The organism is Bacillus cereus (assembly GCF_002564555.1).
In the GTDB taxonomy this organism is placed as follows: Bacteria; Bacillota; Bacilli; order Bacillales; family Bacillaceae_G; genus Bacillus_A; species Bacillus_A cereus_K.
The window spans coordinates 36407-52075 of sequence record NZ_NUVD01000081.1 but is presented as its reverse complement, the minus strand read 5'-3'; the positions used below and the strand labels follow the sequence as shown (position 1 = coordinate 52075).

Here is a 15669-nt window from a genome sequence, read left to right as displayed (position 1 = left end):
AAAGGTAATGTTAGAAGAGATAATGTTTGAGTTTTTTTGATGGAATATGAAAGGGGTGCGGAACCGTGAAATGGTTGTTATTTTTACTTATTTTAATACCCGCGATTGAGATTACGGTCTTGATTGGATCCAGTCATGTAATAGGTTTATGGTCTACGTTCGCTATGATTGTATTTACAGGTGTTGTAGGTGTGTATTTGGCAAAACGACAAGGGTTCAAAGTGCTTAGGGAGATTCAATTTAGGTTAAATAGAGGAGAAATGCCGGGTGATGCCGTTCTAGATGGTATTTTTGTCTTTATAGGAGGTATTCTTTTAGTACTTCCTGGATACGTGACGGATATAATAGGTTTTATCTTTGTTATTCCTGTAACGAGAGCTTTATTGAAGCCGCTTGTTATGAAGTGGATGGAATGGAAATTTAGAAAGAACTCTACTATTATTATTCAGAAATAGTGCTTAGATTATAGCAATCTAAGCACTATTTTTTTTATTCTGCAAAAGCTTCATTGATGCGGGAGAGTAAAGTGTTGTTTTATCATGTTCGTTCTGTATTTTTGATTCAACGTATAATTTTGAATGCTGTTATTTTTTAACGCTGAATGGAGTTTGCTTGTATATATAAAAGATGAAATAGCGTCAAGTAATTACATAAGAGAAGAGAAAATATTAGTTAAAAGTCGCCTTTTGTAGATTTTTGTATATTTATTCATTTACATAAAAAGTAATAAATGTAAGTAATAATTATAAGGTTAATAGAATAAAAATGTATTTTTAACTAGAAAATGTGTTTTTTTATGCAAAAAATAAGAGCATTATCCTTTTTTAGGGAAATCCTCTTTAAAAAATGTAGTTAGTACAAAAAAGTACATTGAATAATCAGTGGGAAATTCCCACTGATTATAGTTAGATTTTTAGTTGTATATGAATTAGAAACAGTTATTTGGAAGGTGAACCTTTAATATATTTCCATAAGTCATGGAATACATGAGCTTTGTGTAATGTATTAAGTAGTACTAGTATGACTGGACCGATGATTAATCCTAAAAAACCAAAGAGCTTAAAGCCAACAAATAGAGCGACTAGTGTCGCTAATGGATCGAGGCCGATGTTAGATGAAAGTACTTTAGGCTCCATAATTTGTCTTTGGACAATCACGACGATGTATAAGATGAGAAGACCGATGGCGAATGCGGTGTCGCCAGTGAAAAATACGTATATAACCCATGGAACGAAGACGGCACCTGTTCCTAAATATGGGAGTAAATCTACAACCCCTGCAATAATTGCGATAGTAATGGCGTATGGTACGCGCAATATTAAAAGTCCAATTAGCACAATAACGGTTGTCATAGATACGAGTGTAAGTTGCGCTTTAACAAAACCGAACAGGGCTTTTCTTAAATCGACAAAAATAGTTTTTCCGTAGCCATGTACACGATTCGGTAGAAGTCGTCTTGCTTTCTGAGCAAGACGGTGCCAATCGTAACTAATGAAGAAAGTGGCTAATAAAACGAATACAAGGACAGTTAAAGTTGTTGGTAATGCGCTAATGAAATTTGTTAATCCACTTATAATGGCGGTTAAAAGTTCTTTCATTTGTGTCGTTGCTTCGGTTCCTAAGTTTTGGATGTTTTGTGTAATCGTATAGCGCTGCGGTTCTCCCAGATGATTAAATTTAGAGATTAAATCATCATAAAGAGGCATAATATGATTAAGTGCAAATTGCTGAGCGAATGCAACGATATCCGGAAACTTTATTGTAACAATTTGTAGTAAGTATGTTGTGGCAGATATTGCTTCCGTTACAAGGTATGTAACAAGTCCGACGATAGCTCCAAATACGAGAATTAAGCTAACGAGTACTGCTAGTGCACGAGGAAATTGTAGTTTTTGATTCAGGAAATTGACGACAGGATTAATTAAATAAGCGAATGCAAAAGCGATAATAAAAGGATAGATAAGCCCTGACATGTATAGTAATACATAGAATCCAGCTATCGTTGCTACAATGACAAACATGAGTCGCAATATCATATATAGTAAGTTTCGATTCAAAGATGTATACCTCCCATTCCAATTTGTATAATCCTAATTCGTTCAACTTATAACGAGTAGCATTCACTGATTAAAGTTTCACTTTATGTTATAGTGGAATGATGGATTTTTCCTGCTTTTTCAGTACATGATTGACTGTAAAAGCTTGGTGTGGATGCTTCTACCTATATGGTAAAAACTTCATTTTCTCTTCTTTTTATTTTACCTGTTTCTTATTAGAAAATAAAGGAGAGACGACCGTTTTCAAAAATGTATACGTGCTTCAATTTTTTGGTGAAAGTCCCGTTTTGTAATTTTAAAATACATAAAAAATGAAGTGGTTATCGGCAAATAGACATCGATATAGCATGTATAACGATAGGTTTAAATGTATTTTTGTTTGGAAACGAGTTCATTATTTTCAGAAAGGAAGTGCAAACATGATTAGTCAGTCAACGTTATTTTTATTCATACTACTTATTATAGGACTTATTGCTAAAAACCAATCGCTTACTGTAGCAATCGGTGTGTTATTTTTATTGAAGTTTACGTTTTTAGGAGATAAAGTCTTTCCTTATTTACAAACGAAAGGAATTAACCTTGGTGTAACAGTCATTACAATAGCAGTGCTCGTACCGATTGCGACGGGGGAAATAGGTTTTAAACAACTTGGAGAAGCAGCAAAATCGTATTATGCATGGATTGCTTTAGCTTCAGGTGTAGCGGTCGCTTTGTTAGCAAAAGGCGGCGTACAATTGTTGGCGACGGATCCTCATATTACAACTGCGCTTGTTTTTGGGACAATTATAGCGGTTGCTTTATTTAATGGGGTTGCTGTAGGTCCATTGATTGGGGCTGGAATTGCCTATGCAGTTATGAGTATTATACAGATGTTTAAATAAGAAATTTTATAGTAATATAAAAATTTTGAATTCTTCCTGTTCACAAAAGTCAGATAATTGTTTATAATAGGATTAGAAACTTTGAAAAGTTACATAACAGCAGAGACTTTACACCAGATAAAATAAAAACAACATAAAACAANNTTGTTTTATGTTGTTTTTATCATAAAACTCTTCGGAATTTATTTTCCTCACTAACTTGTTGTTCTGAGCGTGAGGATTCGGGGAGACATTCACGCTCATGCTTTCCATGTAGACAATGGACAATAAGAGGGGAACATCGCAACAAATTTGCATGATCGTGCATTTTGCTTGCCTAAAGAGTGAACGGGCGTTCATAATTTATAAGGGGAGCAAATAGATATAAGGAGCAAGGTTGGGAGAATTTTCAGGAAAAGGAGAGAATGTCATGACTGTTATTCGAGGTTTAGAAGGGGTAGTAGCAACAACATCATCTGTGAGCTCTATTATTGATGATACATTAACTTATGTTGGGTATAATATTGATGATTTAGCTGAGAATGCTACGTTTGAAGAAGTAGTGTACTTATTATGGCACCGCAAGCTTCCTAACGAACAAGAGTTAGCGGAATTTAAAGAGACGGTATCAGAATACTATAAAGTTCCAGATGAGATTTTAACATATTTGAAACAAGTAGATTTAAAAATTGCACACCCGATGTCTGTTTTACGCACTGCAATTTCCATGCTATCATTATACGATGAGAGCGCCGAAATAATGGATGAAAAGTCCAATTATTTGAAAGCGGTTAAATTACAGGCTCAAGTGGGCACTTTAGTTGCGGCTTATGCAAGAATTCGTAAAGGTTTAGATGTTGTTGAGTCAAGAAAAGATTTATCATTAGCTGCAAACTTCTTGTACATGTTAAATGATCGTGAGCCAAATGAAGTTGAAATTGAAGCTTTTGATAAGGCGCTTGTACTTCATGCAGATCATGAGTTAAACGCTTCTACATTTACTGCACGTGTTTGCGTAGCTACACTTTCAGATGTATATTCTGGCATTACAGCAGCAATCGGTGCATTAAAAGGTCCTCTTCACGGTGGAGCAAATGAAAATGTAATGAAGATGTTAACTGAAATTGGCGAAGAAGAAAATGTAGAATCATATATTCATAATGCTCTTCAAAATAAAGTGAAAATCATGGGCTTTGGCCACCGTGTGTATGAGCATGGTGATCCACGTGCGAAACACTTACGCGAAATGTCTAAGAGATTATGCGTGCTTTTAGGAGAAGAGAAATGGTATAATATGTCTATCAAAATTGAAGACATTGTAACAAAAGAAAAAGGTCTTCCACCAAATGTTGATTTCTATTCAGCTTCTGTATACCATTGTTTAGGAATTGACCATGACTTATTTACACCTATTTTTGCAATTAGCCGTATGTCAGGCTGGTTAGCTCATATTCTAGAACAATATGAAAATAACCGTTTAATCCGTCCGCGTGCTGATTATAATGGACCGACACACCAAGTGTATGTTCCAATTGCACAACGATAAGCGAAAAACACTATTTTGATAGTGAAAATACGCTTTCAAAAGTCTGATTTTTTCGGAAAGATGTAATGATTAGAATATTTTAATTTGACTAACGGTTTGAACTGAGGGGTGATTCCCTCAGTTTCATACATATGAAATTTCAAACATGGGGGTTATCACATTGACGACAGGTGAAAAAATTACTGTAACTAATGGTGTTATGAATGTACCAAACAATCCGATTATTCCATTTATTGAAGGAGATGGAATTGGTCCTGATATTTGGGCAGCTGCATCTCGCGTACTAGAAGCAGCAGTTGAAAAAGCTTATGATGGTGAGAAGAAAATCGTTTGGAAAGAAGTGCTTGCAGGGGAAAAAGCATTCAACCAAACAGGTGAGTGGTTACCAGAAGAGACTTTAAATTTAATCCGTGAATATTTAATCGCGATTAAAGGTCCACTTACAACTCCAGTTGGCGGTGGCATTCGTTCTCTAAACGTAGCACTTCGTCAAGAATTAGATTTATATGTATGTCTACGTCCAGTTCGTTATTTTGAAGGAGTTCCTTCACCTGTAAAACGTCCGGAAGATACTGATATGGTTATTTTCCGTGAAAATACAGAAGACATTTATGCTGGAATTGAATATGCACAAGGATCTCCAGAAGCAGAAAAAGTTCTTGCTTTCTTAAAAGAAGCAATGGGTGTTAATAAAATCCGCTTCCCAGAAACATCTGGTATTGGTATTAAACCGATTTCAGAAGAAGGGACAAAGCGTCTTGTTCGTGCTGCAATTCAATATGCAATTAACGAAAAACGCTCTTCTGTTACATTAGTTCATAAAGGAAACATTATGAAGTTTACAGAAGGTGCTTTCAAAAACTGGGGTTACGAAGTAGCGGAACAAGAATTCGGCGACAAAGTATTTACTTGGTCTGAATATGATCGTATCGTCGAAAAAGATGGAAAAGATGTAGCGAATAAAGCGATGGCAGATGCTGAAGCTGCTGGAAAAATCATCGTAAAAGATTCTATTGCAGATATCTTCTTACAACAAATTTTAACTCGTCCACGTGAGTTCGATGTTGTTGCAACAATGAACTTAAACGGAGACTACATCTCTGATGCACTTGCTGCACAAGTAGGTGGAATTGGTATTGCACCTGGTGCAAATATTAACTATGTGACTGGACATGCTATCTTTGAAGCTACACATGGTACAGCTCCAAAATATGCAGGTTTAGATAAAGTAAATCCATCTTCTGTTCTTCTTTCTGGTGTATTATTACTAGAACATTTAGGATGGAATGAAGCTGCGAAATTAGTAACTGCTTCAGTTGAGAAAACAATTGCTTCAAAAGTAGTAACATATGACTTCGCTCGTCTAATGGAAGGCGCAACAGAAGTGAAATGTTCTGAGTTTGCTAATGAACTTATTAAAAACATGGATGTAGCGATAATCAAAAACGCATAATTAAAGCGGGGGGTAAATTATGACAATCAAACGCAAGAAAGTTTCAGTCATCGGTGCAGGATTTACAGGAGCAACAACAGCATTCTTATTAGCACAAAAAGAACTTGCAGATGTTGTATTAGTGGACATTCCACAGCTGGAAAATCCAACAAAAGGGAAAGCGTTAGATATGTTAGAAGCGAGCCCAGTACAAGGTTTTGATGCTAACATTATTGGTACATCGGATTACGCAGATACTGCTGATTCTGACGTTGTCGTTATTACAGCAGGTATTGCGCGTAAGCCCGGTATGAGCCGTGATGACCTAGTAGCAACAAACTCTAAAATTATGAAAAGTATTACACGCGACATTGCAAAACATTCACCAAATGCGATTATTGTTGTATTAACAAATCCAGTTGATGCAATGACATATTCTGTATTTAAAGAAGCAGGATTCCCGAAAGAGCGTGTTATCGGTCAATCGGGCGTATTAGATACAGCTCGTTTCCGTACATTCATTGCACAAGAATTAAATCTTTCTGTGAAAGACATTACAGGATTTGTTCTTGGCGGACACGGTGACGATATGGTACCTCTTGTACGTTATTCCTATGCAGGTGGCATTCCGTTAGAAACGTTAATTCCGAAAGAGCGATTAGAGGCAATTGTCGAACGTACACGTAAAGGTGGCGGCGAGATTGTAGGCTTATTAGGAAACGGTAGTGCATATTACGCACCGGCAGCTTCTTTAGTTGAAATGACAGAAGCAATCTTAAAAGATCAACGCCGTGTATTACCAGCTATTGCGTACCTTGAAGGTGAATATGGTTATAGTGACCTGTACCTAGGGGTACCAGTAATTCTTGGTGGTAACGGAATTGAAAAAATTATTGAATTAGAACTTCTTGCAGATGAGAGAGAAGCGTTAGATCGCTCTGTAGAATCTGTACGTAACGTTATGAAAGTTCTTATTTAATCATTAAATATAAGCGGAAAAAGATTCGGGGCCCCGAATCTTTTTCTACTATTTATTAAAATGTTTTTTTGAAATAATATGAAAACGCTATCATTTGGTGTATCCTATAATGAAACTATAGACTTATACTATACATTGCCCTCATCATAGTAAATTTCGGATAAGGTATCGATTTTAGTAGGATAATAAGGTGAAAAAATCGGAGGGGGTTGTAACATGTTAAAGAAAAAAGTTCAAATTGGTCGTAGAATGGATGAGATTACAGTAGGAGAGAAATTATCTATCACTGAAAAAATTGAGGATAAAGATTTGTTATTGTACTTAGGGTTAACGAATGATGCCAATCCATTATATATTCAGCATGATTACGCATCCCAAACTCCGTACGAAAAGCCGATTGTACCGAGCATTATGCTAACAGGGCTCATTACAACGGCAGTTACGAAATATTTACCAGGTCCAGGCAGTCATATTACTAGGAAGGACCTTACGTTAGTGAAGCATGTTCACCATTATGAAACGTTACAAATCCACTTTGAAGTTGTGGCGGTTTCAGAGGAGGAACATACAATTGATATGCTTGTATCTGCTCATGATGAAAAAGGAGATACTGTTGTGAAAGGCTCATTAACAGTAACACCGCCTTATAAATCAGTTTCTATTATGGAAAAAGCATTAGATAATTTTTAAAAAATGAAAGTTCGAATGATATAAAAGTAGCGCTGGTCATATTCTTATTAAGGGTATGCTAGCGCTACTTTTTGTTTAGGGGGGAACAATATGACTGTGAAATGGGAAAGGGAAGATATTATTTTTGAAACGATAAGAGAAGCTGAAGTGTGGGCGGATTCGATCGCGAATGAAATGTATGGAAGACTATTTGATGGGTATGAAACACCTGACTATAAAATAGCGTATGCTCTTTCGTTTTTCTTAGCACAAAATCGAGAACTCAATATTCATACGAAAGTAGAATTTAATAACAATATAGAAGTGTATAAAGTATGGATAACAACACATTAATTGAGACGAATGTAATTGTTTTTTAGGAATAGCAATAGTACAATCTGAATCCATGAATAGACAATTATATTGAGGGGGACCTTGTTTTCTAGTATGATGAGAATAACGGGGAAAATACTAGGATGAAGAAGGTTTCAAGTCTATAACTTGGAGGAAAAGAATGAACAATCGTATTTTAGTAGTTGATGATGAGGAATTTATCTTAACTTTAATTGAATTTAATTTACAACAAGCTGGGTTTGAAGTGATAACAGCGATGGATGGAGAAATGGCGCTTCAAAAAGCGACTACAGAACGTCCAGATTTAATTATATTAGATTTAATGCTTCCGAAAATGGATGGTATGGAAGTTTGTAAAGAATTACGATTGCAGCGTGTCATGACACCGATTTTAATGTTAACGGCAAAAGATGATGAATTTGATAAGGTGCTCGGTCTTGAACTTGGGGCGGATGATTACATGACGAAACCGTTTAGCCCAAGAGAAGTTGTTGCTCGTGTGAAGGCGATTTTGCGCCGTACGAAATTACAACAAGAAGAACAAGTTGCAGAAGCGCCAGATGAAGATAGCATCACAATTGCAGAACTTAAAATTTTACCGGAGTTTTATGAGGCTTATTTCCAAGGAAGAAAGCTTGAATTAACACCAAAAGAATTTGAACTACTTGTTTATCTCGCGAAAAATAAAAGTCGCGTGTTGACGCGTGATCAATTATTAAGTGCGGTATGGAATTATGATTTTGCTGGTGATACACGAATTGTCGATGTTCATATTAGCCATTTGCGCGATAAAATTGAAAAAAATACGAAAAAACCGGCGTACATTAAAACGATACGTGGTTTAGGATATAAATTAGAGGAGCCAAAAGGGGATGAATAAATTTCGTTCCAGGCTTCTTTTTACATTTGTTTCTCTTATTGTATTTATTTTAGTTGGACTAGGTTTATTGCTAGAAACTGTGTTTGAAAACTATTATATAGATCATGCTAAAGAGAGAATGGTAAAAGAGACTAGGTATGTTGCCATATTAGCAGAAGAACAAGGATTTGATGATGTTGTAAAAAATCCGTATATATTTGAAAAGCTAGAAGAACAAATACCGGCTGCTATCCTATTTATGGATGAAAAAAAGAAAGTTCAATATAGCAAAGGACAACAATCTGCATTTAATCAAGAGACGATTAAAGAGCTTTCTTCGGAAGCAGCAAAACAACGAAATAAAGTGATTACGAAAGAAACAGATCAAAAGAATGAATTTTATCATGCGGTATTCGTTCAAGATGTAGCGGGTAAACAAGGGTATATTTTGGTGAAAAGTACAATTGATCCTTTGAGAAACGTACATCAAAAAACGTGGGGATTATTAATTATTGGATTTGTCATTGCTTGTCTCGTAGTAGTATTCCTTGGTGTGAAAATTACAGGGCAATATATTAGGCCGATTGAATCGGTTACAAAAGTGGCGATTGAATTAGCAAAGGGTAATTATAAAGCACGCGCATACGAAAGTCATTCAGATGAAACAGGGATGCTGAGCAAAGCGATTAATATTTTGGCACGCAATTTACAAGAGATGACACTCGAACAAGAAATGCAACAAGATCGTCTGCATACGTTAATTGAAAACATGGGAAGTGGAATGATTTTAATTGATAGCCGCGGGTATATAAATCTTGTAAACCGTTCTTATAAGGAAACTTTCCACGTAACAGACGAAGAATATTTAGACCGTTTATATTACGAATCGTTTCATCATACAGAAATTATTGAGCTTGTCGAAGAAATCTTTATGACTGAAGTGAAAGTGCGTAAGCAAATGTTATTGCCACTTGGTATTGAGCGAAAGCATTTTGAAGTATATGGGGCGCCGATTATCGGGACGAACCATGAGTGGAAAGGAATTGTTCTCGTATTTCATGACATAACAGAGCTAAAGAAATTAGAACAAATGAGAAAAGACTTTTTAGCGAATGTGTCTCATGAATTAAAGACACCGATTACTTCTATTAAAGGTTTTTCAGAAACGCTCTTGGATGGGGCGATGGATAATAAAAAATTCTGCGAGCATTTCTTGCATATCATTTTAAAAGAAAGTGAGCGTATGCAAGGATTAATTGAAGATTTATTAGATTTGTCAAAGATCGAACAACAAGGGTTTAAATTAAATATGGGGACCGTTGATATGAAAGGAATTCTTGAAGATATTCATATGGTGCTTGATAATAAAGCTGGAGAAAAAGAAATTTCTTTACAAGTGAATGTATTTAAACGTGTTTCCGTTATTGGAGATCCAAGTCGTTTGAAACAAATCTTTATTAATTTAATTAATAATGCAATCGTATATACACCGGCTGGAGGCATTGTTTCTGTTGAACTAGCAGAAGATAAATATAATGCTTATATAAAGGTGTCGGATACTGGAATTGGTATTAGTGAAGATGAAATTCCGCGTATTTTTGAACGTTTTTACCGGGTGGATAAAGCAAGAAGTAGAAATACTGGTGGTACAGGCCTTGGATTATCGATTGTAAAGCATTTAGTTGAGGCACATCACGGTACAATTACAGTGGATAGTAAGATTGGAGAAGGGACGACATTTACAGTTGTTTTACCAAAATCGGCAACTGAAAAATAGGACGAAGGATATTTACAATATATTAACAATGGCTTAATTAAATATTAATAAAGCTCTGTTAATATAATAGATGAAAACCCCTTCATCCAAGGAGTAATTTTGGACGAGAATAGTTGTGCTATTCTCGTCACTTCCCTTTTATGTTAATAACCGTTTGTATATATGATAGAAAATAACCGTTATTTTTCTTCTCTCTATTAGTCATGTTAATATAGAGAGAGGAAAGGAACGGTTTTTTTCTGTGAAAAAAATCATTTCAAATTTGTATGGGGAGGTTTGTAGTTTGGAAAAAAAAGTCGTATTAGTAGATGGTAATAATATCGCGTATCGTGCTTTCTTTGCACTACCGCTTTTAAATAACGACAAAGGTATACATACGAACGCAATTTACGGTTTTACAATGATGTTAATGAGAATATTAGAGGAAGAAAAACCGACACATATGTTAGTAGCGTTTGATGCGGGCAAAACAACGTTCCGTCATAAAACGTATAGTGAGTATAAAGGGGGGCGTCAAAAGACTCCACCTGAATTATCAGAACAATTCCCATTTATTCGTGAGATGCTTGATGCATTCAATGTACCGCGTTATGAGCTAGAAAATTATGAAGCGGATGACATTATGGGAACGTTAGCGAAAGAAGCGAGTGAACAAGGAGCAAGTGTAAAAGTAATTTCAGGAGATAAAGATTTACTTCAACTTGTTTCTGATAACACGCTTGTATGTATTCCTCGAAAAGGGATTACAGAAGTGGATGAATATACGACAGAAGCTTTATTTGAGAAATACAGCTTATCACCAAAACAAATCATCGATATGAAAGGTTTAATGGGAGACCAGTCTGATAATATTCCAGGTGTACCAGGAGTTGGTGAAAAAACTGCGATTAAACTGTTAACACAGTTTGAGACAGTAGAAGCAGTATATGAAAATTTAGATCAAGTAAGCGGGAAGAAATTAAAAGAAAAGCTAGAAGCAAATAAAGAACAAGCTCTTATGAGTAAAGATTTGGCGACTATCATTACAGATGCACCAATTACTGTGCATGTAGATGATATGGAATATAAAGGGTACGAACCGAGCGACGTTATTCCGATGTTTGAGAATTTAGGGTTTACATCTCTATTAAATAAGTTAGGTGTTACACCTGAGGAAACTGCTCCAGCTGAATTAGATGATATTACATTTGATATTGTGGAAGAAGTTACAGAAGAAATGCTTCAGCAAGATAGTGCGCTTATTGTTGAAGTACAAGAAGATAATTATCATAAAGCGGATATTCAAGGTTTTGGTATTCAAAATGAAAATGGTTGTTACTTCATTTCGGCAGAAACAGCTCTTAAATCAGATGCATTCAAAACATGGCTTGCAAATGGAGAAATGAGAAAGCATACATTTGATGCGAAGCGTGCTATCGTTGCGCTTAAGTGGAACGGTATAAATATTCAAGGAATTGACTTTGATCTATTAATTGCTGCGTATTTACTTGATCCAGCTGATACGGACAAAGATTTCCGTACTGTAGCGAAAATGAAAGAAACGCATGCTGTGAAATCGGATGAAGAAGTTTACGGAAAAGGTGCAAAACGAGCTGTTCCAGATTTAGAGGTAGTAGCGGAGCATGTAGCTCGTAAAGTGCATGTATTATATGATGTAAAGCAAACATTCTTAGAAGAATTAGAAAAGAACGAGCAATATGAACTATTTACAGAGTTAGAATTACCGCTTGCTCGCGTATTAGCTGATATGGAAGTGAAAGGTGTAAAAGTTGATACGGAGCGTCTTCGTCATATGGGAGAAGAACTTGCGGGTAGATTAAAGGAAATGGAACAGGAAATTTATAAGCTTGCTGGAACGGAATTTAATATTAATTCACCGAAGCAACTTGGGGTTATTCTGTTTGAGAACTTAAACTTACCAGTCATTAAAAAGACGAAAACAGGTTATTCTACATCAGCTGATGTACTAGATAAACTTATGGATCATCATGAAATCATTCCAAACATTTTACATTATCGTCAATTGGGGAAACTAAATTCAACTTACATTGAAGGTTTATTGAAAGTGGTACATGAAGATTCATCTAAAATTCATACTCGTTTTAATCAAGTGTTAACGCAAACAGGTCGATTAAGTTCAACAGATCCTAACTTGCAAAATATCCCAATTCGATTAGAAGAAGGAAGAAAGATTCGTCAGGCATTTGTTCCATCAGAAGAAGGGTGGATTATGTACGCGGCCGACTATTCACAAATCGAACTTCGTGTATTAGCTCATATTGCAAATGATAAAGGGCTAGTTGAAGCGTTCCAAAATGATATGGATATTCACACGAAAACTGCTATGGATGTATTCGGCGTTGGAAAAGATGAAGTAACTTCGAATATGAGACGACAAGCAAAAGCGGTTAACTTCGGGATTGTGTATGGTATTAGTGATTACGGACTATCACAAAACTTAGGAATTACAAGAAAAGCGGCAGGGGAATTTATTGAAAAGTATTTAGAAAGTTTCCCTGGTGTAAAAGAATATATGGATGATATCGTAAAAGATACGAAACAAAAAGGATACGTAGCTACCTTATTAAATCGTCGTCGTTATATTCCTGAAATTACGAGTCGTAATTTCAATTTACGAAGCTTTGCTGAGCGTACAGCTATGAATACACCAATTCAAGGTAGTGCAGCTGATATTATTAAAAAAGCGATGATTGTTATGGCAGATCGTCTAGAAGAAGAAGGATTACAAGCGCGTCTTCTTCTGCAAGTACACGATGAATTAATCTTTGAAGCACCAAAAGAAGAAATTGAAAAATTAGAGCAGCTTGTACCTGAAGTGATGGAGCACGCAATTGAACTAGCTGTTCCGCTGAAAGTTGATTATTCTTACGGTCCAACTTGGTACGACGCGAAATAAGGACGTGATGAAATGCCTGAATTACCAGAGGTTGAAAATGTTAGACGGACGCTTGAAAATCTTGTGACGGGAAAAACGATTGAAGATGTCATCGTTACCTATCCCAAAATAGTAAAACGACCGGATGATGCGGAACTCTTTAAAGAAATGCTAAGAGGCGAGACAATTGAAAATATAAAGCGAAGAGGAAAGTTTTTGCTTTTATATGTAACGAATTATGTTATTGTTTCCCATTTGCGTATGGAAGGTAAGTTTTTACTGCATCAAGAGGATGAGCCGATTGATAAACATACGCATGTCCGTTTCTTATTTACAGATGGAACTGAATTACATTATAAAGATGTGAGAAAGTTTGGTACGATGCATCTCTTTAAGAAAGGTGAAGAATTGAATCAAATGCCCCTTGCTGACTTAGGTCCGGAGCCATTTGATGCAGAATTAACACCAAAGTATTTACAAGAAAGATTGCAAAAGACAAATCGTAAAATAAAAGTCGTATTATTAGACCAGCGTCTTTTAGTAGGGCTTGGAAATATATATGTAGATGAAGTTTTATTCCGTTCTCACATCCATCCAGAACGAGAAGCGTCATCTTTAACGGAAGAAGAAATCGAGAGAGTGTACGAAGCGATTGTTACAACGCTAGGCGAAGCAGTGAAGCGAGGCGGAAGTACAATTAGAACGTATATCAATTCGCAAGGACAAATTGGTTCATTCCAAGAACTTCTCAATGTATATGGAAAAAAAGGAGAACCGTGTGTGACTTGCGGTACGATTTTAGAAAAAACAGTTGTTGGTGGAAGAGGAACACATTACTGCCCAATTTGTCAGCCTAGAATATAGAAAAGAGATAACATCGGATAGGCATTTGTCATATACATACAGCAGAGCTATGTATAAGGGAGGAGCTTACCGATGTACCTTTATTTATCTCTTATTTTATTAGCTTTTACATTAAGCTTAGATAGCTGTAGTGTAGGGCTAACATATGGTTTAAGAAGTGTAAGAATTCCACTAAGATCAATTATAATTATCGGAATCTGTTCAGCGGCTGTTATGCTTGTTTCAATGGGAATTGGACATATGATCGCGAAAATTTTTTCACCTGTTATCGCAACGCGTATCGGTGGGCTTGTTCTTATTGGAATCGGGATTTGGGTATTATACCAATTTTTTCGGAGTGAAAAAAAAGAAGAACCGAAGCAAGAAGAGAAGGTTTGGAAATTAGAGATTGCTTCACTAGGACTAGTGATTCAAATTTTACGGAAACCGACTGTTGCCGATTTTGATAAATCAGGAACTATCTCTGCAGGAGAAGCGCTACTTCTCGGTATCGCACTTTCCGTGGATTCGTTTGGTGCTGGAATTGGCGCATCTTTATTAGGTTATGCACCTGCTATGATGGCGCTATTAGTTGCAGTTATGAGTTCTTTGTTTTTATTTATTGGAATGAAACTTGGAACGATGTTATCGAATATGAAATGGTTACGAAAATTTACATTCCTGCCTGGGGTATTACTCATTATTATTGGAATTTGGAAAATGTAAGCATGGGCGTGGAACATTAGTTTCGCGCCTTTTATTGTGAGGAGGAGAAGTATTATGACAGTAGTAATTGGATTAACAGGAGGCATTGCAAGTGGAAAAAGTACGGTGTCTCAAATGTTTCGTGAACTGAGTATACCAGTTATTGATGCAGATATTATTGCGCGAGAAGTTGTAGAACGAGGGAAACCAGCATATAACAAAATTGTAGAGGTATTTGGAACGGAAGTGTTACAAGAAGATGGAGAACTGGATCGACCAAAACTAGGAAGTGTCGTTTTCTATAATGAAGAAAAACGATTGCAGTTAAACAAAATTGTTCATCCGGCAGTGCGTGAGGAAATGAATATGCAAAAGGAAATGTACATAAAAGAAAGTATGCAAGCGGTTGTGTTAGATATTCCTCTTTTGTTTGAAAGTAAATTAACAAGTCTTGTTGATCGCATTTTAGTTGTAGCGGTTACGCCGAATACACAATTAGACCGTTTAATGAAACGAAATAACTTTTCAGAAGAAGAAGCAACAGCACGTATTCAATCTCAAATGCCGTTAGAAGAAAAAGTGAAGAATGCAGACGAAGTGATAAATAATGATGGCACAATTATGGAAACGAAAACACAATTACAGGTAATTTTGAAGAAGTGGAACATTATTGATTAAAAAATTGTGAAATT

General features: G+C 35.9%; 14 protein-coding genes. 13 read left to right on the top strand and 1 reads right to left on the bottom strand.

Going from position 1 to position 15669, the window contains the following annotated elements:
* Positions 1 to 65: 65 nt before the first annotated feature.
* Positions 66 to 455 (top strand): FxsA family protein, encoded by a 390-nt coding sequence (locus COI75_RS17635; RefSeq protein WP_000871645.1) that lies wholly within the window; start codon positions 66 to 68, stop codon positions 453 to 455.
* A gap of 483 nt (positions 456 to 938) precedes the next feature.
* On the opposite strand, the gene ytvI is transcribed toward COI75_RS17635, so the two are convergent.
* Positions 939 to 2057, bottom strand: a complete 1119-nt coding sequence (gene ytvI / locus COI75_RS17630) for a sporulation integral membrane protein YtvI (RefSeq protein ID WP_001081393.1) — start codon at positions 2055 to 2057, stop codon at positions 939 to 941.
* 419 nt (positions 2058 to 2476) lie between these two features.
* On the opposite strand from ytvI, the gene COI75_RS17625 reads away from it, so the two are divergent.
* The 12 genes from COI75_RS17625 (at position 2477) to coaE (ending at position 15655) form a co-directional block, all read left to right on the top strand.
* Positions 2477 to 2938 (top strand): DUF441 domain-containing protein, encoded by a 462-nt coding sequence (locus COI75_RS17625; RefSeq protein ID WP_000625505.1) that lies wholly within the window; start codon positions 2477 to 2479, stop codon positions 2936 to 2938.
* 376 nt (positions 2939 to 3314) lie between these two features.
* Entirely contained in the window at positions 3315 to 4463 is a 1149-nt protein-coding gene (gene citZ / locus COI75_RS17615) for a citrate synthase (protein WP_002095241.1), read from the top strand.
* A 160-nt stretch (positions 4464 to 4623) separates the two neighbouring features.
* Positions 4624 to 5916 (top strand): NADP-dependent isocitrate dehydrogenase, encoded by a 1293-nt coding sequence (gene icd, locus COI75_RS17610; RefSeq protein WP_000206902.1) that lies wholly within the window; start codon positions 4624 to 4626, stop codon positions 5914 to 5916.
* Between the two features lie 19 nt (positions 5917 to 5935).
* Positions 5936 to 6874, top strand: coding sequence for a malate dehydrogenase (gene mdh, locus COI75_RS17605; RefSeq protein WP_000153233.1), 939 nt, complete (start codon positions 5936 to 5938; stop codon positions 6872 to 6874).
* A 216-nt stretch (positions 6875 to 7090) separates the two neighbouring features.
* A complete protein-coding gene (locus COI75_RS17600) occupies positions 7091 to 7564 on the top strand; it encodes a MaoC/PaaZ C-terminal domain-containing protein (RefSeq protein ID WP_000914189.1) in 474 nt (157 codons plus the stop codon).
* 96 nt (positions 7565 to 7660) lie between these two features.
* Positions 7661 to 7897: a hypothetical protein gene (locus COI75_RS17595; RefSeq protein ID WP_033657118.1), complete on the top strand. Its 237-nt coding sequence runs from the start codon at positions 7661 to 7663 to the stop codon at positions 7895 to 7897.
* 160 nt (positions 7898 to 8057) lie between these two features.
* Positions 8058 to 8777, top strand: a complete 720-nt coding sequence (gene phoP / locus COI75_RS17590; protein WP_001065219.1) for a two-component system response regulator PhoP — start codon at positions 8058 to 8060, stop codon at positions 8775 to 8777.
* A complete protein-coding gene (phoR, locus tag COI75_RS17585) occupies positions 8770 to 10533 on the top strand; it encodes a sensory box histidine kinase PhoR (RefSeq protein WP_001032139.1) in 1764 nt (587 codons plus the stop codon). Before phoP ends, phoR begins: the two co-directional genes overlap by 8 nt.
* A gap of 283 nt (positions 10534 to 10816) precedes the next feature.
* The gene (polA, locus tag COI75_RS17580) at positions 10817 to 13450 is read left to right on the top strand and encodes a DNA polymerase I (protein WP_000412830.1); all 2634 of its coding nucleotides are present in this window, start codon (positions 10817 to 10819) and stop codon (positions 13448 to 13450) included.
* 12 nt (positions 13451 to 13462) lie between these two features.
* Positions 13463 to 14293 carry a DNA-formamidopyrimidine glycosylase gene (gene mutM, locus COI75_RS17575; protein WP_001114497.1) on the top strand — a complete coding sequence of 277 codons (831 nt, stop codon included), beginning with the start codon at positions 13463 to 13465 and terminating at the stop codon, positions 14291 to 14293.
* Between the two features lie 72 nt (positions 14294 to 14365).
* Positions 14366 to 14998, top strand: coding sequence for a sporulation membrane protein YtaF (gene ytaF / locus COI75_RS17570; protein WP_000281735.1), 633 nt, complete (start codon positions 14366 to 14368; stop codon positions 14996 to 14998).
* Positions 14999 to 15052: 54 nt separating this feature from the next.
* A complete protein-coding gene (gene coaE, locus COI75_RS17565) occupies positions 15053 to 15655 on the top strand; it encodes a dephospho-CoA kinase (protein WP_000219311.1) in 603 nt (200 codons plus the stop codon).
* The last annotated feature ends 14 nt before the right edge of the window (positions 15656 to 15669 follow it).